Here is a 21,924-nt window from a genome sequence, read left to right as displayed (position 1 = left end):
AGCCTCTCCTCGATGACGGTGGCCCGGCTCTACTTCAGGTGCCGGGCGAAGAACCGGGCCCCGTTCTCGAACTCGAACCGCGGGACGCCGGTGTGGCCGCCCATGTTGGCGTGCAGCGTCTTCTCCCGGGAGCCGAAGGCGTCGAACAGGTCCAGAGCCGCCTGCCGGTCGTTGCCCTCGTCGTCCCACTGCAGCAGGACGTGCAGCGGAATGGTGACCCGGCGGGCCTCCTCGAACATGACGGCGGGCACGAGGCTCCCGGCGAAGAAGCCGGCGGCCGAGATGCGCGGCTCGACCGCCGCGAGGCGCACGCCGATGGAGATCACGCCCCCCTCGTATCCGACCGGGCCGCCGATCTCGGGCAGCGCCAGGAGGGCGTCCAGGGCGGACTGCCATTCCGGGACCGACCTCTCGACGAGCGGGAGGACGAGGGCGTCGATGATGTCGTCGCCGACCGGCTCGCCTGCCTCCATCGCCCGGCGCAGGTCGGCGCGGGCCTGTTCGGCGGCGTCCCATCGGGGCCGTTCACCGCTGCCGGGGAGCTCGATGGTGGCCACGGCGAAGCCGTACTCCTCCGCGTAGTACCGGGCGCGCCCCGCAAGGCGGGGGTACACCTTGCGCAGACCGAGGGGCGGGGGGCACATCAGGATCAGCGGAGCCGGCTCGGACACGGCTGCGGGCGTCCACAGGATGCCGGGGATGTCGCCGAGGGTGAATTCACGCTCGCGGACGCCGCCGTCGAGGTGCTGTTCGGAAGTGAAGTGCACGGTCGTGCCTTTCGGGAGTGCTCTGAGAACGGCGCTCCCGGACGACCTATCGCCCGACCATGACCCCGGAGGGGAGCACCCATGTCGATACTGCGTTCACGGGTACCACCTCCTTGTTGTCTCGCACGGCCTCCGGAAAGGTAGCAGGGGGCGTCCTGCTCCGCCAAAGGGTTTTATGCGGAGCTCTCCGTGCCGTACGGCGCTATGCTTGGCTCATGCATCTGTCGTCGTGCCTCAGCTGGTGGCGCTCCTCCTAGGAGCGGCCACTACTCGTGCACGACCGGGCCGTTCGGACGAACGGCCCCTTTGCGTTCCCTGGCTCATGGGTCCTGTCGTCCCGACGGCACCACCGACCCACACCAGGAGAACCCCATGACGACCCTCGCCCCCGCCGCCCCCTCCACCGACGCGCTCGGGACGACCGCCGCGCAGGCACGCAGTGCGGTCCTGGAGGAACAGATCCTCAAGGAACCGGGCCGCTTCCGCGTGCTGACCGGGGACCGCCCCACCGGCCGGCTGCACCTGGGGCACTACTTCGGCACCCTGCGCAACCGGGTGCGGCTCCAGGACCTCGGGGTGGAGCTGTTCGTGATCATCGCCGACTACCAGGTCCTGACGGACCGCGACGTGGCGGACCGTCTCACCGAGCACGTCGAGGAGCTGGTCCTCGACCACCTGGCCATCGGTGTCGACCCCGAGCGCAGCACGGTCTTCACCCACAGCGCCGTGCCCGCCCTGAACCAGCTGCTGCTGCCCTTCCTCAGCCTCGTGTCCGTGGCCGAGCTGAACCGCAATCCCACCGTCAAGGACGAGATCGCCCACTCCCGGCAGTCCGCCGTCAGCGGTCTGATGTTCACCTATCCCGTCCACCAGGCCGCCGACATCCTCTTCTGCAAGGCCAATCTCGTCCCCGTCGGCCTGGACCAGCTGCCGCACCTGGAGATCACCCGGACCGTCGCCCGCCGGTTCAACGACCGCTACGGCAACGGCGTCGCCGTCTTCCCGGAGCCCGACGCCCTGCTGTCCGAGGCACCGCTGCTGCTCGGCACGGACGGCACCAAGATGAGCAAGAGCCGGGGCAACGCCATCAGCCTGGCCGCCGACGCCGACGAGACCGCCCGGCTGATCAAGGGCGCCAAGACCGACTCCGAGCGTCACATCGCCTACGACCCGGCCGGCCGCCCCGAGGTGGCCTCGCTCCTGCTGCTCGCCGCCCTCTGCCAGGGTCGTACCCCCGAGGGGGTCGCCGCCGACATCGGCTCCGCGGGGGCCGCCGCGCTGAAGCGGACCGTGACGGAGTCGGTCAACGAGTACCTGGCGCCGATCCGGGCCCGCCGTGCGGAGTACGCACGCGACCGCGCGTACCTCCGCGGCATCCTGCGCGAGGGGAACGAGCGGGCCCGGGCGGTGGCGGAGGCGACCCTGGCGGAGGTGCGCACGGCGATGAGGAATCACTACTGACGTATGTTTCCGGCATGCGAATGACGGAGGGGACTCTGGACGCCATCGACCGGGCACTGCTCGCCGAGCTCCAGCGGGACGCCACACAGGCGTACACGGTGCTGGGCAAGGCGGTGGGCCTGTCGGCCGGTGCGGCGCACGAGCGGGTGCGGAAGCTGCGGGAGCGCGGCGTCATCCGCCGCACCACGGTGGACGTCGATCCCTCGGCGCTCGGACAGGACGTGCTCGCGTTCGTCATGGTCGACTCGTCCGCCTGGATCGGGGATTCGGCGGCGGCGTTCGCCGCGATCCCCGAGATCCAGGAGGCGCACGTCATCGCCGGCAGCGCCTCGGTCCTGGTGAAGGTGCGCACCGCGACCACGGTCCAACTCCAGGACGTGCTGCGCCGGTTGTACGCGATCGAGGGCGTGAGCGGCACGCAGGCGACGGTGTCCCTGGAGACCTTCTTCGAGCGTCCGGTCTCCACGGACTGATGTCCCGTCGTCCGGCGTCAGCCGGTCGCGCCGCTCTCCAGGATGCCCTTGAGGGTCATCTCGTCTCTGGGCATCTCCTTCCGCACGTGCGGGCGGACGACGAGCGGGACGAGGGCCTTGCCGATGCCGTGCCCCTCGAAGTCGAGGGAGAGCGTCAGGCGGGAGCGCTCGCCGTCGTCCAGCGGCTCGATGGTGCCCTGTACGTCACCGCGTACGGGGCCGTCGATGCCGTGCACGTGCCAGTGCCTCGGCGGCTCCAACTCGATGACCTGCATGGTCGCGGTGAATTCGCGCTTGCCGATCCGCCGTGTGACCGCGACCTTGGAGCCGACCGCGAAGGGCGCGTCGCCGAGCTTGCGGACCGAGACCGCGCTCTCCTGCCACTCGGGCAGATGCGTCGGGTCGGTCACGTACGAGAAGACGTCGGCGGGCTTGCGGGCGATGTCGATGGTTTCCGTGATGACAGGCATGTCGCCTTCTTCGTTCGACGGGAGTCCCCGCCGGAAGCCGCTGCGCCGGCGCAGGCTCATTGTCGCTTCATACAAATACTCCCACTCCGGGCGACGCTCCGCCAGCCTCGACCCGACAGTCCGCACGGTCACGCACCCGCTTGCCGGACCTCAGGTTGCGGCTAATGTCGATATATAGGCCATATGTACATCCTCGTTCCCGCGCTCACGAGGTGAGGGAGAGGGGGCGTACGGAAGGAGCCTCCCATGACCCGTACATTGCGGAGCGCGATAGCCCTGGCCGGGGCCGCAGCCCTCTCCCTGGGAGTGGTGGCGACGAGCGCGACGGCCCTGGGCGCGGGGAGCGAGAAGCAGGGGGACGTGAAGATCGGACTGCTGCTTCCGGAGAGCAAGACCACGCGGTACGAGAAGTTCGACCGGCCCTACATCGAGGCGAAGATCCAGGAACTGGCGCCCGGGGCCCACGTCGACTACTACAACGCGGCGGAGAGCGCCACCACCCAGCAACAGCAGGTCAACACCGCGCTCGCCAAGGGCGACCAGGTCCTCATCCTGGATGCCGTGGACGCCAAGTCCATCCAGTCCTCCGTGCAGAAGGCCCATGACGCGGGCGTCAAGGTCGTCGCGTACGACCGCCTCGCGCAGGGTCCCGTCGACGCCTACGTCTCGTACGACAACCACAAGGTGGGCGAGCTTCAGGGCAAGGCGCTCCTCGCGGCGCTCGGCGACAAGGCCAAGAGCGGCGAGATCGTGATGCACAACGGGTCTCCGACGGACCCGAACGCCGCCCAGTTCAAGGCCGGCGCCCACTCCGTCCTCGACGGCAAGGTGAAGATCGGCAAGGAGTACGACACTCCCAACTGGGACCCGAACAACGCCAACCAGCAGATGTCCGGCGCCATCAGCTCGCTGGGCAAGGACAAGATCGTCGGTGTCTACTCGGCGAACGACGGACTGGCCGCCGGAATCGCCACCGCCCTCAAGGCGGCCGGCATGAACGTGCCGCTGTCCGGTCAGGACGCCCAACTCGACGCGATCCAGCGGATCCTGATCGGCACTCAGACCTTCACCATCGAGAAGCCGTACAAGCCCGAGGCCGACATCGCCGCCACCATGGCGGTCAACCTGGCGGAGGGCAAGAAGCTCTCGTCCGACCTGGTGCCCACCACCGTCACCAGCGACGGTGACCGCAAGGTCGCGGCCCAGCTGCTCAACCCGGTCGTGGTCAACAAGGACAACATCAAGAACACCGTCGTCAAGGACGGGCTCTACACGGTCCAGGAGATCTGCACCCCGACCTATGCGGCGGCCTGCAAGGACGCCGGTCTCGAATAACCGGTCTCGAATAACCGGTCTCGAACAACCGGTCTCGAACAACCGGTCCCGAACAACCGGTCCGGGAAAGCCGCGGAGCGGTTCGCGCGAGCGGAGGAGGCGGTCTCCTTGCCGGAGCCACCCGTGCTCACCCTGCGGGGAATCTCCAAACGGTTCGGCGCGGTCCAGGCGTTGAAGGACTTCGACCTGGAGGTCCACGCCGGCGAGGTCGTCGCCCTCGTCGGTGACAACGGCGCCGGCAAGTCCACCGCCGTCAAGTCGATCGCCGGGGTGAACCCGCCCGACGAAGGCGTCATCGAGTGGCAGGGCCGGGCGGTCGCCATCAACCGGCCGCACGACGCCCAGAACCTCGGCATCGCCACCGTCTACCAGGACCTCGCCCTGTGCGACAACCTCGACGTGGTCGGCAATCTCTTCCTCGGCCGCGAACTGCGCCGCTTCGGCGTCCTGGACGAGGTCCGGATGGAGCAGCGCTCGCGCGAACTGCTCGACACCCTCTCCATCCGCATCCCCAGTGTCCGGATCCCGGTCGCCTCCCTCTCCGGCGGCCAGCGGCAGACCGTCGCCATCGCCCGCTCCCTGATCGGCGAGCCGAAGGTCGTCATCCTGGACGAGCCCACCGCCGCGCTCGGCGTGGAGCAGACCGCCGAGGTCCTGGACCTGGTCGAGCGGCTCCGCGACCACGGGCTCGGCACCATTCTGATCAGCCACAACATGGTGGACGTGATGGCGGTCGCCGACCGCATCGCCGTCATGCGCCTCGGCCGGAACAACGGCTTCTTCGACAAGCGCTCCACGACCACCGAGGAGATCATCTCCGCCATCACCGGGGCCACCGACAGCGCCGTCACCCGCCGCCAGGCCCGCAAGCGGGAGGAGGAGCCATGAGACGGGACCGATCCGCCGGCGACTCCGCCGCCCAGGAACCGGCACCCGAGGCCATGCCGGCGGTCGACACCCGGCTGCTCGTCCGCGAGGAGGGCCTGAAGGGGTATCTCGGGGAGTTCCGCCGCAAGTTGCGCAGCGGAGAGCTCGGGTCGCTGCCCGTGGTCGTCGCCGTGATCATCATCTGGACGGTCTTCGGCAGCCTGGACAGCACGTTCCTCTCGGCCCAGAACCTCTCCGACCTCAGTCAGCAGATCGTCGGCACCGGCATGATCGCCGTCGGTATCGTCTTCGTCCTGCTGCTCGGCGAGATCGACCTCTCCGTCGGCTCCGTCAGCGGCCTGTGCGCCGCCATCTTCGCCGTGCTCAACGTCTTGAACGGCATGAACGAGTGGCTGGCGCTGCTCGTCGCCCTCGCGGGCGGTGCGGCCGTCGGGCTCATCCACGGCTTCTTCTTCGCGAAGGTCGGCGTGCCGGCGTTCGTGGTCACCCTCGCGGGCAATCTGTTCTGGAACGGTCTGATGCTCCAGATCCTGGGCACCAGCGGCACGGTCAACATCCCGAGCGAGAGCATCGTCTCCGAGCTCTACTCGACGATCTTCCACAGCCCGGCCACGGCCTATGTGACCGCGGCCGTGGGGGTCGGACTCTTCCTCGCGTCCTCGCTCCTGGACGCCAGACGCCGCCAGGCGGCCCGGGTGCCGTTCCGCCCGATCGCCGAGATCGTGATCCGTACGGTCGTCATCGCCGCGATCGCGTTCGCCGCGGCGTACATCCTCAACCAGTACCAGGGGCTTCCGCTCGCGCTCCTCATCTTCCTGATCCTGCTGGTGGTCCTGGACTTCGTGCTGCGCCGTACGACGTACGGGCGGCGGATCTTCGCCGTCGGCGGCAACATCGAGGGCGCCCGCCGTGCCGGCATCAGCGTGCCGTTCGTCCGGATGACCGTCTTCTCGATCTCGGGGCTCATGGCGGCGGTCGGCGGCATCTTCCTGGCCGGGCAGATCCAGTCCGCGAGCCAGACCTCCGGCGGCGGCAATCTGCTGATGAACGTCATCGCCGCGGCCGTCATCGGCGGTACGAGCCTGTTCGGCGGACGGGGTTCGGTCTGGTCCGCCCTCCTCGGCGCGCTGGTGATCGGCTCCATCCAGTCGGGCATGAACATCATGGGCGTCAGCAACGCCGTCCAGTTCATGATCACCGGATCGGTCCTGCTGGCCGCCGTGGTCGTCGACTCGCTGTCCCGCCGGAGCCAGAAGGCCGCGGGCCGCGCCTGATCCACGGGCTCCGGAAGGGAGGCCCCCATGGAGGCGGACGCCCCGAAGCCGCCGGACGGGCGGCGTCGCGGCCGCGACGAGAGCGAGGAGGAGCGGGCCGACCGGCGCTGGACGGATCTCATGCAGGAGATCCGGGTGGCACAGACCGGTGTGCAGATCCTCCTCGGCTTCCTGCTCACCGTGGTCTTCACCCCGATCTTCCAGGGGCTGGAGCGGACCGACAAGACGATCTACGTCATCACCATCGTCCTGGCATCGCTGGCCACCAGCGCGCTCATCGGGCCCGTCGCCTTCCACCGGGTCGTGTCGGGTCGCCGGATGAAGCCGCGGGCGGTCACCTGGGCCGCACGCCTGACCTTCGCCGGTCTCGTCCTGCTCCTGGCGACCCTGACGTCGGCCCTCCTCCTCGTTCTGCGGGTGGCCACGCGGAACACGTACGTGCCCTGGCTCGTCGCCGCCGTCTTCGCGTGGTACCTGCTGTGCTGGTTCGCGCTGCCCCTGTGGGTACGTTTCCGCCACACCAGCGGCGAGTGAGACGTTCAGGAGGCGGTGTCCGACGAGCCGGGGCCGATCCTCAGCTCGAAGTCCCCGTCGTACTTCTCGTGGCCCGCGATCACAGCGAGCTCGACGGCCTCCTCCCCCTTCCGGCCCCGGACGACGAGCGGGTCCTCGCGCAGGTCCCGCATGAGCGCCACGCACATCCCGATCATGACGAGCACGAAGGGCGCCGCCACCAGGATCGTGAGGTTCTGCAGACCGGCGAGCGCGTCGCCCTGCCCGTCGCCGATGAGCAGCATGATCGCGGCGACCGCGCCGGTCACCACACCCCAGAAGATCACCACGGGACGGGTCGGTTCGAAGGCGCCGCGCTGCGAGAGCGTGCCCATGACGATGGAGGCGGCGTCCGCGCCCGAGACGAAGAAGATGCCGACCAGGATCATCACGAGCAGGCTCATGGCACCGGCGGCCGGGAACTCCTTCAGGACGCCGAAGAGTTGCCCCTCGGGCGTGGTCTCCCCGGCGAGTTCGCCCTGCTCGCGGAGCTTCATCGCCGTGCCGCCGAAGACGGCGAACCAGACGAGGCTGACGGTGCTGGGGACCAGGATGACCCCGCCGACGAACTGCCGGATGGTCCGGCCCCGGCTGATGCGGGCGATGAACATGCCGACGAAGGGCGTCCAGGAGATCCACCACGCCCAGTAGAAGACGGTCCAGCTGCCCAGCCATGCGTGGATCTCGCCGCCGCCGGTGGCCTCGGTGCGGCCGGCCAGCTGCGGCAGGTCGCCGACGTAGGCGGCGAGGGAGGTGGGCAGGAGGTCGAGGACGATGATGGTGGGGCCGGCCACGAAGACGAAGACGGCGAGCACCGCGGCAAGCACCATGTTGGTGTTGGAGAGCCACTGGATGCCCTTCTCCACCCCGGAGACGGCGGACAGCACGAAGGCCACGGTGAGGACGGCGATGACGGCGACGAGCAGGCCGGTGCCGGTCTTCTCCCTCCAGCCCAGTTCCTCGAAGCCGCTGCCGATCTGGAGCGCGCCCAGGCCGAGGGAGGCGGCGGAGCCGAAGAGGGTGGCGAAGATGGCCAGGATGTCGATGAGACGGCCGGGCCCTCCGTACGCCCGCCGCTCGCCCATCAGCGGGACGAAGACGGCGCTGATGGTCTGACGGCGCCTGCGCCGGAACGTCGAGTACGCGATGGCGAGTCCGACGACGGCGTAGATCGCCCACGGGTGGAGCGTCCAGTGGAAGAGCGTGGTCGCCATGGCGGTCTGCATCCGCTCGGCCGAGTCAACGGGGTGGGTACCGGGCGGTGGGGTGCCGTAGTGGGCGAGGGGTTCGCTGACGCCGTAGAACATCAGGCCGATGCCCATGCCGGCGCTGAACATCATGGCGATCCAGGACACGGTGCGGAACTCGGGCGCCTCGTTCTCCTGGCCGAGGGTGATCCGGCCGTAGCGGCTGACGGCGAGCCAGAGCGCGAAGACGACGAAGCCGGAGGCGGCCAGCATGAACGCCCAGCCGCCGTCGCGGATCAGCCCGTCGAGGAGGGTGGTGGAGGCGTCCTCCAGACTCTCGGTGGCCGTGGCTCCCCAGACGACGAAGGCCACGGTGAGGACGGCGGTGACACCGAACACGATCCGGTCGGTGCGGGCGCGGTGAGGGTGCTCGGGGCGGCCGGCGCCCGCTCGACGGCCTTCCGGCCTCTGGTCTTCCGGCCTCTGGTCTTCCGGCCTCTGGTCTTCCGGCAACACAGGCGGCACCTTTCACGGCATTACGGGACAAACAACGCGATGTCTCCGTAAGGCAGTACCACAGGCGCGGCCGAACTCGGCGGAACGACGGCCCAGTCCCGCGTATCGCGCCGTCCCCCTCCTCGGCCCCTCCTCGGCCCCTTTTCAGCCCCCGCTCAGAACACCGTTGATTCGGCGAAGAGTTCGTTCACCCAGTGGGCGCTCGCCTCGGCGCACCCCTCGTCCGGCGTTCCGGGGAAGAGACGGAACCAGGAGACCGCCCGGCCGAGGGCGGCGAGCCGGCCGGCGAGCGCCGCGGCGCGGCGCAGCTCCGGGAGGGAGGGCCCCAGGTCGGTCCAGGGTTCCAGATAGGCGTCGCGCAGCCGGTGCACATGCTCGGGGCCGTGGCGGTCGCGGACGGCGCGGGCGGGGACGAGCAGGCTCGCAAAGGGGTGGGCGACATTGGCGTCGCCCCAGTCGAAGAAGGTGAAGCGGCCGGCGGCGGGGGCGAGGAGCTGGGCGTCGTGCAGGTCGCAGTGGTCGAGCGAGTCCGGGATCCCGTACGCGTCGAGCTCGGCGCACCAGTCGACGAGCCGGGGACGCCGGGCGCGGAGGGCGCTGCGGGCGTCCGGGGTCAGGGTGGCGTTGCCCTCGACGAGGCCGTCGAAGATGTCCGGCAGCTGACCGGTGCGGCCGCCGGGGACGCCGAGGGCGGTCATCCGGTCCGTGTACGGGGTCAGGGCGCGCTGCATCCGCGCGTACTGGCCGAGCGCCTCGGCCCAGGCGTCCGGCCCGGCGTCGCCGGCGTCGAGGACGTGCCGGAAGAGGGGCCCGCCGTCGGGCAGGAGCGACCAGCCGCGGGCGGCGTCGACCGCGAGCGGTGTCACGACGTGCTCGGGCACCCAGTCGGCGAGCGCGCCCCCGAGGGCGGCCTCGAAGGCGGCGTCCGGGGCGCTCGCCTTGAACCACACGGCCTCGCGCTCTCCGGCTCCGGTCCGGAAGCGCACGAGGATCGACCAGGGCCGGACCCTGACCTCTCGGGGCCCGGTCTCCTCCAGTCCGTGCCGGGCGAGCTCGCACTCCGACCAGCCGAGGGCGTCGGCCCGCCAGGCCTCTTCCTCCCAGGGGGTGATCGCGTCCGCGAACTGCCCGCGGTCGACCGTCATGGATGTCGCTCGTCGCATGGGGCGATTCCACCACCGGGGGCGGGGCGACGCACGCGAATATCCGAGGGCCGGACAGGGAGGAGACAGACAGCGTCAGCGATATTCGTATACCAAATCGGCGAGCAGGGAAAGCACTGATCCCCAGCTGTCACAGGGATCTTCCACTTCTGGATCTCCACCCTTGTCCGCCCCTCACCACTTGGTATACAAAACTAGGAGTCGTCGGCCCACTCCCCCAGGAGCCTCCATGTGCCTCGAAGCCACCCCGCCGCCCTCCCGCTCGCTGACCCGCCGCGGCGTCCTCGCCGGGGCGGCCGCGCTCGCCGGCACCGTGGCCGCGGCGGGCACGGCGGCGGCCGCGATGTCCTCGACGGGCACGCCCCGGGGCGAGGGGACTCCGCGCGGAGGCGACCTGGTGATCCGGGGCGGCACCCTCCTCGACCCCGCCACCGGTGAGGTCACCGAGAACGCCGTCGTCGTGATCGAGGGGGGAACCGTGCGCGCGGCGGGCCGCGAGGGCACCGTCACCGTGCCGCAGGGCACCGCGACCCTCGACGCGGAGGGCCACTGGGTGCTGCCCGGTCCGGTGGACGCGCACATCCACCTCAGCACCGCCGCCGAGGCGCGCGACGCCGTCCGCAAGGGCGCCACCAGCGCACGCAAGCGCACGGTGGGCCGCCTCGCCCGCGGCTTCGCGGGCGACGCGATCCTGGTGTCCGGCGACCCCCTGGCCGACGTGACGCTCCTGAAGCGACCGACCCAGGTGGTACGAGCGGGCCTCACCCTCTGACCACGCGAACCGCGGTGGACGGCGCCCCCACTTCCGGCCGGGCCCCAGCCGATCCACCCCTCCCCGCACCACCCCACCAACCACCCACCCAAGGAGCCCCCATGCACGCCCTCTCCCGCCGCACGATGCTCGCCGGCGCCGCGGCACTCGCCGGCGCCACGGCCACGGCGGCCGCCACGGCCGCCCCGGCCCAGGCGACGACCACCGCTCGGGCCGGGGACCGTTCCACGACCGTGGTGTTCCGCAACGTGCGCCCGTTCGGCGCCGCGAAGCCCACGGACCTCGTGGTCGTCGACGGCCGGATCTCGGACGGCCCCGCGCCGCACGGCGCGAAGGTCGTCGACGGCGGCGGTCGCATCGCGCTCCCGTCCCTCGTCGACGCGCACATCCACCCCGACAAGACCACCTGGGGCGGATCCTGGGTGAGCCGGCGCCCGGCTTCCGGCATCGCCGACTACGTCGCGCAGGACGTGGAGCTGTTCCGCGCCCAGCGCCGCCCCGTCGCCGAGCGCGCCTACGGCCTGATGAGCCACGCCGTCGCCCGCGGCACCCGCGGCATGCGGGCCCACGCCGACGTGGCCCCGGCCTACGGCCTGGCCGGGGTCGAGGGCGTCGCGGAGGCCCGCGAGCGGCTGCGCCACGCCCTCGACGTCCAGATCGTGGCCTTCCCGCAGCACGGCGTCATCCGCACCCCCGGCACGGCGGCGCTCCTGGAGAAGGCGGCGCGCGAGGGTGTGATCGACATGATCGGCGGCATCGACCCGATCGGCTTCGACCAGGCCCTCGACGAGCAGCTCGACGTCGTGTTCGGCATCGCGGACCGGCATGGCGTCGGCGTGGACATCCACCTCCACGACCGCGGCGAGAAGGGCATGCGGGCGATGCGCGGCATCGTCGAGCGCACCCGCGCCCTCTCCCTCGCCGGCAAGGTCACCGTCAGCCACGTCTTCTGTCTGCCGGGCCTGACGGACAGTGAACTCGGCTCGATCGCCACCGACTTGGGCGAGCAGGACATCGCGCTCACGACGGTCGCGCCGTCCGACTCCCTCGTGCTGCCGATCGCCCGGCTGCGCGAGCACGGCGTACGGGTCGGGCTCGGCTCCGACGGGGTGCGCGACTCCTGGAGCCCGTTCGGCGACGCGGACATGATGCACCGTGCGCACATCCTCGGGTGGGTGACCGACGTACGCCTCGACGACGAGCTCAACGAGTGCTACCGGGTCGCGACCCACGGCGGCGCCGACGTCATGGGTCTCGCCCACGCCGACTTCGGGCCCGGCGCCCCGGCCGACTTCGTCCTGGTGCGCGGCGAGTGCCTGCCGCAGGTCGTCGTCGACATGCCGCGCCGGGACATGGTCGTCCACGGCGGTGTGGTCGTGGCCCGCGACGGGGAGTTCCTCGCCTGACGAAGCCGTACGGGCCCGGTAACCACCGGGCCCGTACGGGGCGTGGGCCGTCTTACAGGTACGGCCGGGTGATCAGCTCGATCGCGTGGCCGGAAGGGTCCTTGAAGTAGACCCCGCGGCCTCCGTGTTCCGTGTTGGTCTCGCCGGGGCGCCGCATCTGCGGGTCGGCCCAGTGCTCGATGCCGCCCTCGCACAGGCGCTGGTACGCCCGGTCGAAGAGCTCGTCGTCGACCATGAACGCGTAGTGCTGCATCTGGATGTCCACCGGGGGTTCGGCGAACTGGAGCAGGACCCCGTCGTGGAGCTGGATGTTGAGGAAGGGACCCCAGGACGGCGCTTCGGGGAGTTCCAGCAACTCGCGGAAGAAGCGCGCGGATGCGTCGCGGTTCTTGGACGCGATGATGGTGTGGTTGAACGTGACTGCCATGTGGATGACCTCGCTGTCGATTCGGCTCGTGGAAGGGACTCGCAGTGCCGGTGCACTGGGGGGGTCCACGTGCCGAACCGTCGGGGTGCGTGTCGCACACCCGCCGGGCGATCAGTCGTCCACCGGATGACCCGTCTGTGCGTGGCGTGTCGCCGGTCCGGTGTTCATGACGGACGACGCTACTCGATCGACCCGCGCCGGGACAAGGCGATTTCGCCCGGTCACGCCGTACCGCTCACTCCGCCCCTGTCACGAACTCCCGGTCGCCGTACCGCACCTCCGCCCGGTCCCAGTCGGCGCCGAGTGCGGTGGTGAACCTGCGGGCCAGCGGCAGGTCGTCGACCGGGGCGACGAGGACGAGCCGGCCGCCGAGGGTGACGGAACCGCCGCCGAGCCTGTCGCGGGCCTCCGGGTCCGCGACGAGCGCCTCGCGCAGGCTGTTCACGCGGACGCCGGGGACCTCGATCTCGACCGCGTCGGTCTCCGGCGAGGTGCGCGGCAGGCAGCGGAAGGTGAGGACCGCCTCCTGGTGGTACTGCTTGGCGATGACGCCGGCGATGTGGCGGAGCCCGTCGCGGCCGACCCTTTCGACGTCGAACTCCCGGGACCGCTCGTACGTCGCCTGCCGCAGCTCCTCGGACCAGAAGACGCCGTTCAGCAGCTCCGAGGGACCCGGCCGCGCCCCGTGGGCGCGGATGATCCGCCGCACCTCGTGGCCGAACCGGGTGAGGCGGGTGTCGAGCCGGGGGTCGTCGGGGTCCGTGATGATCGCGGTGTTGTCGGTCGCGAAGATCTCCGCCGCCGGGCAGTCCTGCGCGTCGTGGCTCGCGTACGTGCTGGGCGCACCCACGACACCGAGCAGCAGGGCGGCGACGGCGGAGGCGAGGAGGCGGGCGCGTCGCCCGGTGTTCACGTTCTTCATGGCGTGATCAACGAGCCCGGGTGAGGACCGGCACGCGCGGCGGACGAGTACGCGTGCTCATGCCCGCCGCCGCGGTCCCTTCAGCCGTTGGGGAGAATCACCGCCCGGCCGTCGACGCGTCCCTCGTGCAGCCGCTCGTACGCGTCCGGCGCCTCGTCCAGGCCGTACGTCTCCACATGGACGTCGACGGCGCCGGTGCGGGCCAGGTCGAGGACCTCGATGAGCTCGGCGCGGGTGCCCCAGTAGGGGGAGGCGACGGAGACCTCGTACGGCAGCGCGCCGAAGCCGACGGGGAGGGCGCCGCCGCCGAGGCCGACGATGGTGACGTCGCCCTCCACCGCGGCCATCGCGCCGGCGGCCGTCACCGTGGGCTGGACGCCCACGAAGTCGAGCACCACCTCCGCGCCGCGGCCGCCGGTCAGCTCTCGGACCGTGGGCGCGGCCGCCGCGTCCGACAGGACCGTGTCGTGCGCTCCGACGGTCCGGGCCAGCGCGAGCTTCTCCTCGGTGACGTCCAGGGCGACGACCCGGGCCGCGGTCATGGCGCGCAGAAGCTGGATGGCGACGTGGCCGAGCCCGCCGGTGCCGATGACGACGGCGGTGCTGCCGGGGACGAGCTTCGGCAGGGAGCGCTTGATGGCGTGGTACGGGGTGAGGCCGGCGTCCGTGAGCGGTACGGCCCGCACCGGGTCGAGGTCGCCGAGCGGCACCAGATGGCGGGGGCTGTCGACGAGCAGGTACTCGGCGATGGCGCCGGGCGCGCCGAGGCCGGGCGGCCTGATGCCGAGCTCAGCGGCCCGCAGGCAGTAGTTCTCCTTGCCCTGGGCGCACATGAAGCAGGCGCCGCAGCCCCAGGGGCCGTACACGGCGACGGAGTCCCCGACGGTGAAGCCCTCGGCGCCGGGGCCGAGCGCGGCGACGGTGCCGACGCCCTCGTGACCGAGGGTCAGGGGCAGCGGGAAGGGCAGCTGCTCGGCGGACCAGCTCATCACGGCGATGTCGGAGTGGCAGACTCCGGCGGCGGTGACCTCGAGGAGCACCTGTCCCGGCCCGGGTTCCGGGTCGGGGACGGTGACGACCTCGGGCGGTGCGCCCACGGTGCGGTACTGAAGTGCCTTCATGTCGTCGATACGTACCCCCTGAGGCACGTGTTCGAGTGCCGCCGTCCCGGTGAGGCCGACACCGGGACGGCGGGGCCGCGCGCGGTGGGCGGGCGTGACGAGTTCTCGCCAAGGGCCCACGGCCCCGCGCCGCTCGGTGCAAAGTGGGGCGGATCGCCCGCGGGCCGTTGGAGGCCCCTGCGAAGGGAGTGGTGCCGTGCTGTCCGACTTCTTCGACCGGCTCCGGCGCGGTGGCAACGGCGGCGGGCGCAGTCCGGTGTCGACGCCCGCGAACCTCGTCCTGGACGCCGACTTCTCCTCCGCCGAGCAGTGGGTCGCGGGCCACTCGTGGGCCTATCCCGACGGCGGACCGACGAACGAGGGCGACAACAAGCTGGACCACCTGGTGGAGGACCCCTCGTACAGCCGGACGGGGACCTTCCGGGCCACCCGCAGGACCGACGGTCTCTGGGACGCCGGGCTTCTGACGACGGAGGGCAGCGCGGAGGGATTCCTGGTGCGGACGGGTGACGTCCTGGAGGCCCGGGTGCGCCTGCCCGTGGAGACGGGCGCCTGGCCGGCGATCTGGACCTGGCTCGACGGCGGCCAGGAGATCGACGTCTTCGAGTACCACCCCGACAACCCGGACCTCCTGGAGCTGTCGAACCGGGTGCGGGGCCGGTACCTCTACTTCCGGGACCCGGCGGTCCAGCCGGGGGCGTGGGTCGATCTCCGGGTCGAGTTCGGGGCGCGCTCGGTGGTGTGGTGGGTCAACGGAGCACGTGTCTTCGCCGACCGCCGCGGGGTGGGGCGTTCCTGGCGGGCCCACCTGATCGTGAACCTCTCCGTCTGCGCGGGCCGGTACCACCCGGCACCCGACCCGGACGTCTCGGAGATGTCGTACGAGGTGACGCGGCTGCGCGTGTACCGGGACTGACCACCGGCCCTGACGCCGGGACAGGTGCCGGTCGTCCGCGTCTCGACGGGCCCGGCCGCCCGCTGGCGGCGCCGGGTGTTGCGTAGGCTCGAACAGAGCGTTCCGCGGAGCCCCGCACGCGCCGTCCCTACGACGAGGAGGACCCTGTGAGCACCGCCGGAGAAGGACGGCAGCAGCTGGACGAGGCCAGCGTCCTCAACGCCAAGAGGACGCTCCTCCAGCTGCTCGCCAGGGCGGGGGTCTGGTCCGGCGACGCCGAGGAGCTGATCGGGTTCGTCGAGGCGGGCGCGCTGGCCCTCGCGTACGAGGAGATCGGCGGGGCCCGGCGGAGCGCGCCCGAGGGGAAGGAGGAGGCGTACGCCGCCGGGTGGCTCGACGGGGTGCGGGCCGTCACCGACGAGCTGGGCGCCGTCTCCGAGCGGGCGCTGAGGCACGCCGTCGCGGCGGATCCGTCGGCCGCCTCCCCGGACGACCGTCCTCCCGTCGGGCGGACGGAGCTGGAGCGGACCAATGTGGCGGTCACCCCGCTCTATCTCTCCTTCACGGATGTCTCCGATCTCGACCCGGAGGTCACCGAGCAGGTGCTGCGGGCCCTCCTCGGCACGATGAGCTCGCGTCAGCGGGCCGGGTACGCGGGGCGGCTGACGGAGTTCACCTCGGTCCACCGGGCGCGTCTGGAACGGCTGTACGCCGAGTACGGGCCGGGGAGCGCGATCGCGATCCACGGCCGGTACTCGCTCATCCACTCCCCCACCAGCGTCGCCGTTCTGGAACGGCTCGCCACCGCACCGGCGGACCTGCACGAGGAGTGGGACGCCGCCGAGCTGCCGCCGGCGTGGCTGGACGGGCTGACGACGGCGTGGGAGGCGTCGGGCTGACGCCGGTTCACGTGACGGGCGCTCGACCGGGCCCTGGCGCCCCCACAGGAATGGGGATAGGTTAGGCTCACCTAACAAGCGCCTCGCGATGGCCGCTGCCCCGGCATTCCCATGCCCGGAGAGGCGGCGGGCGGGGCGCCAGCACACCTCTGCCCGGAGACAAGGATCCGCCATGCCTGCACTGTTCACCCCCCTCCGCCGCCGCGTCCTCGTGGCGGGTGCCGCCGCGCTCTCGCTCGGCCTCATGGTGACCGGGTGCGGCTCGGACGACAAAAAGGACGACACGAAGGACTCGGCGGCCAAGGCTCCGGCGGGCGCGTTCCCCGTCACCATCAAGAGCGCCCTCGGTGAGGCCGTCATCAAGGAGAAGCCGAAGCGGGTCGTCACCCTCGGCCAGGGCTCCGCCGAGACCGCCATCGCCCTCGGCAACGTCCCCGTCGGCATCGAGAGCTACCCCTGGGGCAGCGACAAGACCGGCTACCTGCCCTGGATCCACGACGCCGTGAAGAAGTCCGGCGCCACGCTGCCCAAGCAGTTCGACGGCGGCGAGGAGCTCGACATCGAGGCCATCACCGAACTGGAGCCCGACGTCATCCTCGCCCCCTGGTCGGGCATCACGCAGAAGCAGTACGACCTCCTCAAGGACATCGCGCCGACCGTCGCCTACCCCGACAAGGCGTGGAGCACCGACTGGGACCAGCAGATCGAGATCGTCGCCAAGGCGCTCGGCCAGCCGGAGAAGGCCAAGGAGCTCACCGCCAAGATCGACAAGCAGCTCGCCGACGCCGCCGCCACGCGCCCGAACTACAAGAACGTCACGTTCTCGTACATCTACAACACCGGCCCCGGCACCCTCGGCGTCTTCAAGCCCGAGGAGCAGCGCGTCGCGATGGTCTCCAAGCTGGGCCTCAAGGTCGACCCGGTCGTGAACACCTTCAAGGAGACCGAGGGCACCGACTCCGCCCTCATCGGCCTGGAGAACGCCAACAAGCTCTCCAAGAGCGACATCGCCTTCACCTTCTACATGGACGACAAGTCCCGCAAGGAGATCGAGGCGCAGCCGCTGTACGCGGCCATCCCCGCGGTCAAGAAGGGCGCGCTCGTCTACAGCAACGACCAGCCCTTCGTCACCGCCTCGTCGATGATCAACCCGCTGACGGTGCCGTACAGCATCGAGCGGTACCTCCCGATGATCGACAAGGCCGTCGCCAAGGCCGGGAAGTAGCACCGGGTCCCGAGCGTGACCACTCTCTCCCGGATCGGCCAGGGCCCCGCCGTCGTACGGCGGGGCCCTGCCCGGCACCTGGCAGCCGCCGCCCTGTGCCTGATCCTGCTCGCCCTCGCGGTCCTCGCCAGCGTGATGTTCGGCAGCAAGCCGACGTCCGCGTCCGATGTGCTCCGGGTCGTCACCGGTGACGGCGACGGCTATGTCCGCACCGTCGTCGAGAGCCGCTATCCGCGCACCGCGCTCGGCCTGCTCGCCGGGCTCTGCCTCGGCGTCGCGGGCACGCTGATGCAGGGCATCACCCGAAATCCGCTCGCGGAGCCGGGACTTCTCGGCATCAACGCGGGCGCGTCCGCCGCGATCGTCGCCGCGACCGCGTTCCTCGGCGCCTCCGGGCAGCGCGAGAACATCTGGTGGGCTCTCGCCGGCGCCCTGGCGACCGGTGTGGTCGTCCACCTGATCGGCACGGCCGGCGGCGGCAGCGGACCGGTCCGCCTGGTGCTCGCCGGCGCGGTGCTCTCCGCCGTCCTCGCCGCGTTCATCCAGGCCGTCGCACTGTCCCGGCCGCAGGTCTTCGACACGTACCGCTACTGGGTGGTGGGCGCGCTCGGCGGGCGCGGCTTCGACGCCTTCTGGGCGGTCCTGCCGTTCGCCGCCGCCGGCTTCGTCCTCGCGGTGCTCCTCGCACCCGGGCTCAACGCCATGGCGATGGGCGACGACAAGGCCGCCTCCCTCGGCATCAGCCCCGCCCGCGTCAAGGGCGCCGGTCTCCTCGCGGCAACGCTGCTCAGCGCCGCCGCGACGGCCGCCGTCGGCCCCATCGCCTTCGTCGGGCTCGCCGTCCCGCACCTCGTCCGGGCGCTCGTGGGCGCCGACTTCCGGCTGCAGATCCTCTTCACCTCGCTCGCGGGGCCCACGCTGCTGCTGTTCGCCGACGTCATCGGCCGGGTGCTGCTCCGCCCGCAGGAGCTGATGGTCGGTGTCGTCACCGCCTTCGTGGGCGCGCCCGCGCTGCTCTTCGCCGTCCGTCGCATGAGGGGAGCGTCATGAAGACCGCCGAGCGGATCGACACCCCTGCCGTGACCTCCTCGCGGCCCACGGGCCGGGCCCTCGTACGGATCGGCCCGTGGGTCTCGATCCCCGTCCGCCGCCGCACCGCGATCGCCTCCGTGGTGACGCTGCTGCTGCTTCTCGGGGCGGCCGTGGCGACCCTCTCCCTGGGCCGGCTCGGCATCGACCCGACGGACCTTCCGTCGGCGCTGATGGGCGAGGCCACCGGCAAGAACGCCTTCGTCCTGAACCGGCTGCGCGGCCCGCGGCTCGTCGTCGCCATCGCCACCGGCGCGGCCTTCGGCCTGTCCGGGGCCCTCTTCCAGTCGGTCACTCGCAACCCCCTGGGCAGCCCCGACGTGATCGGGCTCGGCGCGGGTTCCGGGGCGGGTGCGGCGGCCGCCGCGCTGTTCTTCCCGGACGTCGTACCGGTGCCCGTCGGCGCGCTGCTCGGCGGGGTGATCGCCATGGCGGTCGTCTACCTCTCCACGGGGACCGGCTTCCGCAACCCGGGACGCCTGGTCGTGGCCGGCATCGGCGTGGCCGCGATGTCGACGGCCCTCACCCAGTACGTGGTGTACGCCGTCGAGCGGGACAAGGCCAGCGCGCTGACCGCGTACATCAACGGCAGCCTCGCCGCCCGCTCCTGGGACGACGCGGCGACGATCTGGGTGGTGCTGCTCGTCTGCCTGCCGCTCGCGGCGCTCCTCGCGCGGCCCCTGAGCATCGGCGAGATGGGCGACGACCTCTCGACCGGCCTGGGCGCCCGCCCGGCCCGCACGGCGACCGCGGCGGTCACGCTGTCGATCGTCCTGTCCGCGGGCGCCGTCAGCGTCGCCGGACCGATCGCGTTCATCTCCCTGACGGCACCGCAGATCGCCAAGCGGGTCACCCGCGGCGGCGGCCCGCACCTGGTCATGTCGACGCTGCTGGGCGCCCTGCTCCTGGTCCTCGCCGACCTCACCGCCCAGCAGTTGCCGCTCTTCGACAACCTGCCGGTCGGCCTGTACACGATGGCCGTCGGAGGCGCGTACCTCGGCTATCTCCTGCTGCGGGAGTGGAAGCGACCCGCCTGATCCGGCGCGAGCCGACGGACTGGCCCTCGGGGGGACCGCTGTGCGGTCCCCCCTACTGCTGTCGTCCGAGCGACTCTCCCGCGCGCAGGTTCCAGCGGCCGGCGCGGCCGCTGAGGTGGACCGCGGTCAACGGGCGGACGTCCAGGCGCCAGGCCGTGAAGTCCGGTGCCGCGAGGGCGTGGACCATCGCGGCGCGGATCACGTCCGGTTCGGCGACCGCGGTCACGCGTCCGGAGCCCTCCCGGAGGCCGTCGAGCCAGGCGCCGACCCGGACACGCAGGTCGCTCAGCGACTCCCCGCCGTGCGGGGCCGCCGTCGGGTCGGACAGCCAGGCGGACACCTCGGCCTCCTCCGCGGCCGCGACGTCCGCCAGACTCCGCCCGCGCCACCGGCCCATGGCGCAGCCCGCGAGGGCGTCCACGGCCTCCGCCGACAGGCCCAGGGCCTCCGCCGTACCGCGACAGCGCCGGGACGGCGAGGAGTACGCGCGCGGGGACGGGTCGACGGCGGACGCGACGGCCTCGGCGAGGGCGATGCCCTTCGGGTCGAGAGGACCGTCGTCGTCGAACCGGACCTCGCGCAGCGCCTCGTTCGCCGCGGGCGAAATCAGCGTCAACCGGACTGTCATCGGGCTCCTTTGCGGCGGCCGGAGGGGGGGCGAGGGGGCGGACGGGACTCTACCGGGGGCGTGGGCGAGGTGATGCGCGCCTCATGCTCTTGGCGACGGTCCCCGCGCGCGGTACCGTCAGGCGACATTTGAACAACGTGACGACGGCGAGACGGAAGTCCGGTGAGAAGCCGGCACGGTCGCGCCACTGTATGCCGAGGCGTCCCCGAGGGTGACGTCACGGCGAGTCAGACCCGTGGACCGTCGTCCTGCACCACCGTCTGGGACGCGAGTTCCCGCAGGAGGTTCCATCATGGCCGAGGCCGTCGTCTCCGCTGCTGTTTCCACCCCGTCCGTCGCCGTTCCGGCTCCGCTGCCCGTGCGCGCCGTACTGCCCTGGGCCTTCTTCGTCGGGCTCCTCGCGCTGATCGCTGTGTACTTCGTCGGTGCCGAGCAGGGTGCCACCTCGCTGATCGCGGGCACCGACGTGCACGAGTGGGTGCACGACGGTCGCCACCTGCTCGGCTTCCCGTGCCACTGAGAGGCGACCGCACCATGCACGCCTCGACTGTCAGATCCCTCCTGGTCCGCGGCATGCTCGCGGGCCTGATCGCCGGGCTCTTCGCCTTCGCCGTGGCCTACACGGTGGGCGAGCCGCCCGTGAACGGTGCGATCGCCGTGGAGGAGGCCCAGGCCGCGCACGAAGCCCACAGCCACCACGGTGAGGCCGCCGCCGAACCCGCCGCGGCCGCCGAGGAAGAGGAGGCGATCAGCCGCTCCGAGCAGTCGACCTTCGGCCTCGCCACCGGTGTCCTCGTGTACGGGGTCGCGCTCGGCGGCATCGCCTCGCTCGCGTTCTCGTTCGTGCTGGGACGCGTCGGCCGGTTCAGCCCCCGGGCGACGGCGGCACTCACCGCCGCCGCCGCGTTCACCACCGTCTATCTGGTGCCGTTCCTCAAGTACCCGGCGACCCCTCCGGCCGTCGGGAATCCGGACACCATCGGGCAGCGCACCACCCTGTTCTTCCTGATGATCCTGCTCAGCGTTCTCCTCGGGATCGCCGCCGTGATCGCCGGGCGGCGGCTCGCGCCCCGTCTGGGGAACTGGAACGCGACCCTGGCGGCCGCCGGCGGGTTCATCGTCGTGACGGCCGTCGCCTTCGCGGTCCTGCCGGACAACGAGGACGCCGTCGCGGCGACCTTCCCGGCCGCGCTGCTCTGGGAGTTCAGGCTCGCGTCGCTGGCCATCCAGGCGGTGCTGTGGGCGGTGTTCGGGATCGTCTTCGGCGTCCTCGCGCAGAAGGCGCTGGCGGCCCGAACGGCAGGCGCCGACCCGCAGGTTCAGCTCGGGGCCCCCGCCGCCGGCTGACCGGCTCACCTTTCCACGACGCTGCCCCGCCCACCGCTCGGTGGGCGGGGCAGCGTCGTCGTGTGCCCGG

The 21,924-nt window shown here is 71.5% G+C and carries 22 protein-coding genes and 1 pseudogene; 15 read left to right on the top strand and 8 right to left on the bottom strand.

Translation table 11 applies throughout. The features are described from left to right. Positions 1-29 precede the first annotated feature (29 nt). Positions 30-767 (bottom strand): dienelactone hydrolase family protein, encoded by a 738-nt coding sequence (locus tag AC07AW_RS12890; protein WP_478815490.1) that lies wholly within the window; start codon positions 765-767, stop codon positions 30-32. A gap of 372 nt (positions 768-1,139) precedes the next feature. Between AC07AW_RS12890 and trpS the strand changes: the two genes are divergently transcribed. Together trpS and AC07AW_RS12880 are read left to right on the top strand one after the other, a co-directional pair. After that, positions 1,140-2,228, top strand: a complete 1,089-nt coding sequence (gene trpS, locus AC07AW_RS12885) for a tryptophan--tRNA ligase (protein WP_478815489.1) — start codon at positions 1,140-1,142, stop codon at positions 2,226-2,228. Between the two features lie 35 nt (positions 2,229-2,263). Continuing rightward, positions 2,264-2,701: an Lrp/AsnC family transcriptional regulator gene (locus tag AC07AW_RS12880; protein ID WP_478816224.1), complete on the top strand. Its 438-nt coding sequence runs from the start codon at positions 2,264-2,266 to the stop codon at positions 2,699-2,701. Positions 2,702-2,718: 17 nt separating this feature from the next. Here the strand turns inward: AC07AW_RS12880 and AC07AW_RS12875 are convergent, their stop codons facing one another. Further along, positions 2,719-3,171: an SRPBCC family protein gene (locus tag AC07AW_RS12875; RefSeq protein ID WP_478815488.1), complete on the bottom strand. Its 453-nt coding sequence runs from the start codon at positions 3,169-3,171 to the stop codon at positions 2,719-2,721. 246 nt (positions 3,172-3,417) lie between these two features. On the opposite strand from AC07AW_RS12875, the gene AC07AW_RS12870 reads away from it, so the two are divergent. The 4 genes from AC07AW_RS12870 to AC07AW_RS12855 all read left to right on the top strand — a co-directional run bounded on the left by AC07AW_RS12870 (position 3,418) and on the right by AC07AW_RS12855 (position 7,202). Then, a complete protein-coding gene (locus AC07AW_RS12870; RefSeq protein WP_478815487.1) occupies positions 3,418-4,506 on the top strand; it encodes a substrate-binding domain-containing protein in 1,089 nt (362 codons plus the stop codon). A gap of 108 nt (positions 4,507-4,614) precedes the next feature. Continuing rightward, positions 4,615-5,394 carry an ATP-binding cassette domain-containing protein gene (locus AC07AW_RS12865; protein ID WP_478815486.1) on the top strand — a complete coding sequence of 260 codons (780 nt, stop codon included), beginning with the start codon at positions 4,615-4,617 and terminating at the stop codon, positions 5,392-5,394. Then, on the top strand, positions 5,391-6,668 hold the full coding sequence (locus tag AC07AW_RS12860) for a sugar ABC transporter permease (protein ID WP_478815485.1): 1,278 nt from the start codon (positions 5,391-5,393) through the stop codon (positions 6,666-6,668). The genes AC07AW_RS12865 and AC07AW_RS12860 overlap by 4 nt, the downstream gene beginning before the upstream one ends. 27 nt (positions 6,669-6,695) lie before the next feature. Next, positions 6,696-7,202: a DUF6328 family protein gene (locus AC07AW_RS12855; protein WP_478815484.1), complete on the top strand. Its 507-nt coding sequence runs from the start codon at positions 6,696-6,698 to the stop codon at positions 7,200-7,202. 5 nt (positions 7,203-7,207) lie between these two features. Here AC07AW_RS12855 and AC07AW_RS12850 read toward each other — a convergent pair whose 3' ends face one another. Together AC07AW_RS12850 and AC07AW_RS12845 are read right to left on the bottom strand one after the other, a co-directional pair. After that, complete coding sequence (locus tag AC07AW_RS12850; RefSeq protein ID WP_478815483.1) at positions 7,208-8,806, bottom strand: BCCT family transporter; 1,599 nt, start codon at positions 8,804-8,806, stop codon at positions 7,208-7,210. 272 nt (positions 8,807-9,078) lie between these two features. After that, on the bottom strand, positions 9,079-10,068 hold the full coding sequence (locus AC07AW_RS12845; protein ID WP_478815482.1) for a phosphotransferase family protein: 990 nt from the start codon (positions 10,066-10,068) through the stop codon (positions 9,079-9,081). A 247-nt stretch (positions 10,069-10,315) separates the two neighbouring features. Here AC07AW_RS12845 and AC07AW_RS12840 point away from each other — a divergent pair. Both AC07AW_RS12840 and AC07AW_RS12835 read left to right on the top strand, forming a co-directional pair. Then, a pseudogene (locus tag AC07AW_RS12840) lies at positions 10,316-10,729 on the top strand (amidohydrolase family protein); the annotation flags it as partial. 230 nt (positions 10,730-10,959) lie between these two features. Then, positions 10,960-12,264, top strand: a complete 1,305-nt coding sequence (locus AC07AW_RS12835; RefSeq protein ID WP_478815481.1) for an amidohydrolase family protein — start codon at positions 10,960-10,962, stop codon at positions 12,262-12,264. A gap of 52 nt (positions 12,265-12,316) precedes the next feature. Here the strand turns inward: AC07AW_RS12835 and AC07AW_RS12830 are convergent, their stop codons facing one another. From AC07AW_RS12830 to AC07AW_RS12820, 3 genes are all read right to left on the bottom strand, one after another. Continuing rightward, positions 12,317-12,691 (bottom strand): VOC family protein, encoded by a 375-nt coding sequence (locus AC07AW_RS12830; protein ID WP_478815480.1) that lies wholly within the window; start codon positions 12,689-12,691, stop codon positions 12,317-12,319. 235 nt (positions 12,692-12,926) lie between these two features. Beyond that, entirely contained in the window at positions 12,927-13,613 is a 687-nt protein-coding gene (locus tag AC07AW_RS12825; protein ID WP_478815479.1) for a hypothetical protein, read from the bottom strand. An 80-nt stretch (positions 13,614-13,693) separates the two neighbouring features. Continuing rightward, positions 13,694-14,734 (bottom strand): NAD(P)-dependent alcohol dehydrogenase, encoded by a 1,041-nt coding sequence (locus AC07AW_RS12820; RefSeq protein ID WP_478815478.1) that lies wholly within the window; start codon positions 14,732-14,734, stop codon positions 13,694-13,696. Between the two features lie 256 nt (positions 14,735-14,990). Here AC07AW_RS12820 and AC07AW_RS12815 point away from each other — a divergent pair, with 256 nt between their 5' ends. The 5 genes from AC07AW_RS12815 (at position 14,991) to AC07AW_RS12795 (ending at position 19,879) form a co-directional block, all read left to right on the top strand. Next, complete coding sequence (locus AC07AW_RS12815) at positions 14,991-15,650, top strand: beta-glucanase (RefSeq protein WP_478816223.1); 660 nt, start codon at positions 14,991-14,993, stop codon at positions 15,648-15,650. A gap of 146 nt (positions 15,651-15,796) precedes the next feature. Beyond that, positions 15,797-16,528, top strand: coding sequence for a hypothetical protein (locus AC07AW_RS12810; RefSeq protein WP_478815477.1), 732 nt, complete (start codon positions 15,797-15,799; stop codon positions 16,526-16,528). A 172-nt stretch (positions 16,529-16,700) separates the two neighbouring features. Further along, the gene (locus AC07AW_RS12805; protein ID WP_478815476.1) at positions 16,701-17,753 is read left to right on the top strand and encodes an iron-siderophore ABC transporter substrate-binding protein; all 1,053 of its coding nucleotides are present in this window, start codon (positions 16,701-16,703) and stop codon (positions 17,751-17,753) included. A 15-nt stretch (positions 17,754-17,768) separates the two neighbouring features. Continuing rightward, a complete protein-coding gene (locus AC07AW_RS12800) occupies positions 17,769-18,803 on the top strand; it encodes a FecCD family ABC transporter permease (RefSeq protein ID WP_478815475.1) in 1,035 nt (344 codons plus the stop codon). Further along, complete coding sequence (locus AC07AW_RS12795; protein WP_478815474.1) at positions 18,800-19,879, top strand: FecCD family ABC transporter permease; 1,080 nt, start codon at positions 18,800-18,802, stop codon at positions 19,877-19,879. Before AC07AW_RS12800 ends, AC07AW_RS12795 begins: the two co-directional genes overlap by 4 nt. 52 nt (positions 19,880-19,931) lie before the next feature. Here the strand turns inward: AC07AW_RS12795 and AC07AW_RS12790 are convergent, their stop codons facing one another. Further along, positions 19,932-20,507, bottom strand: a complete 576-nt coding sequence (locus tag AC07AW_RS12790) for a histidine phosphatase family protein (protein WP_478815473.1) — start codon at positions 20,505-20,507, stop codon at positions 19,932-19,934. 292 nt (positions 20,508-20,799) lie between these two features. Between AC07AW_RS12790 and AC07AW_RS12785 the strand changes: the two genes are divergently transcribed. Both AC07AW_RS12785 and AC07AW_RS12780 read left to right on the top strand, forming a co-directional pair. Further along, positions 20,800-21,027, top strand: a complete 228-nt coding sequence (locus AC07AW_RS12785; RefSeq protein ID WP_478815472.1) for a CbtB domain-containing protein — start codon at positions 20,800-20,802, stop codon at positions 21,025-21,027. 14 nt (positions 21,028-21,041) lie between these two features. Continuing rightward, the gene (locus tag AC07AW_RS12780; RefSeq protein WP_478815471.1) at positions 21,042-21,854 is read left to right on the top strand and encodes a CbtA family protein; all 813 of its coding nucleotides are present in this window, start codon (positions 21,042-21,044) and stop codon (positions 21,852-21,854) included. Positions 21,855-21,924: the final 70 nt, after the last annotated feature.

This window comes from Streptomyces sp. NPDC044003 (genome assembly GCF_056435185.1).
The sequence above is the reverse complement of the archived record's forward strand: the minus strand, read 5'-3'. Positions and strand labels throughout refer to the sequence as shown.

Coding starts and splice junctions, on each gene's coding strand:
- trpS (WP_478815489.1), top strand. CDS start 1,140: ATGACGACCCTCGCCCCCGCCGCCCCCTCCACCGACGCGCTCGGGACG.
- AC07AW_RS12875 (WP_478815488.1), bottom strand. CDS start 3,171: ATGCCTGTCATCACGGAAACCATCGACATCGCCCGCAAGCCCGCCGAC.
- AC07AW_RS12870 (WP_478815487.1), top strand. CDS start 3,418: ATGACCCGTACATTGCGGAGCGCGATAGCCCTGGCCGGGGCCGCAGCC.
- AC07AW_RS12860 (WP_478815485.1), top strand. CDS start 5,391: ATGAGACGGGACCGATCCGCCGGCGACTCCGCCGCCCAGGAACCGGCA.
- AC07AW_RS12855 (WP_478815484.1), top strand. CDS start 6,696: ATGGAGGCGGACGCCCCGAAGCCGCCGGACGGGCGGCGTCGCGGCCGC.
- AC07AW_RS12845 (WP_478815482.1), bottom strand. CDS start 10,068: ATGACGGTCGACCGCGGGCAGTTCGCGGACGCGATCACCCCCTGGGAG.
- AC07AW_RS12835 (WP_478815481.1), top strand. CDS start 10,960: ATGCACGCCCTCTCCCGCCGCACGATGCTCGCCGGCGCCGCGGCACTC.
- AC07AW_RS12830 (WP_478815480.1), bottom strand. CDS start 12,691: ATGGCAGTCACGTTCAACCACACCATCATCGCGTCCAAGAACCGCGAC.
- AC07AW_RS12825 (WP_478815479.1), bottom strand. CDS start 13,613: ATGAAGAACGTGAACACCGGGCGACGCGCCCGCCTCCTCGCCTCCGCC.
- AC07AW_RS12820 (WP_478815478.1), bottom strand. CDS start 14,734: ATGAAGGCACTTCAGTACCGCACCGTGGGCGCACCGCCCGAGGTCGTC.
- AC07AW_RS12805 (WP_478815476.1), top strand. CDS start 16,701: ATGCCTGCACTGTTCACCCCCCTCCGCCGCCGCGTCCTCGTGGCGGGT.
- AC07AW_RS12795 (WP_478815474.1), top strand. CDS start 18,800: ATGAAGACCGCCGAGCGGATCGACACCCCTGCCGTGACCTCCTCGCGG.
- AC07AW_RS12790 (WP_478815473.1), bottom strand. CDS start 20,507: ATGACAGTCCGGTTGACGCTGATTTCGCCCGCGGCGAACGAGGCGCTG.
- AC07AW_RS12785 (WP_478815472.1), top strand. CDS start 20,800: ATGGCCGAGGCCGTCGTCTCCGCTGCTGTTTCCACCCCGTCCGTCGCC.
- AC07AW_RS12780 (WP_478815471.1), top strand. CDS start 21,042: ATGCACGCCTCGACTGTCAGATCCCTCCTGGTCCGCGGCATGCTCGCG.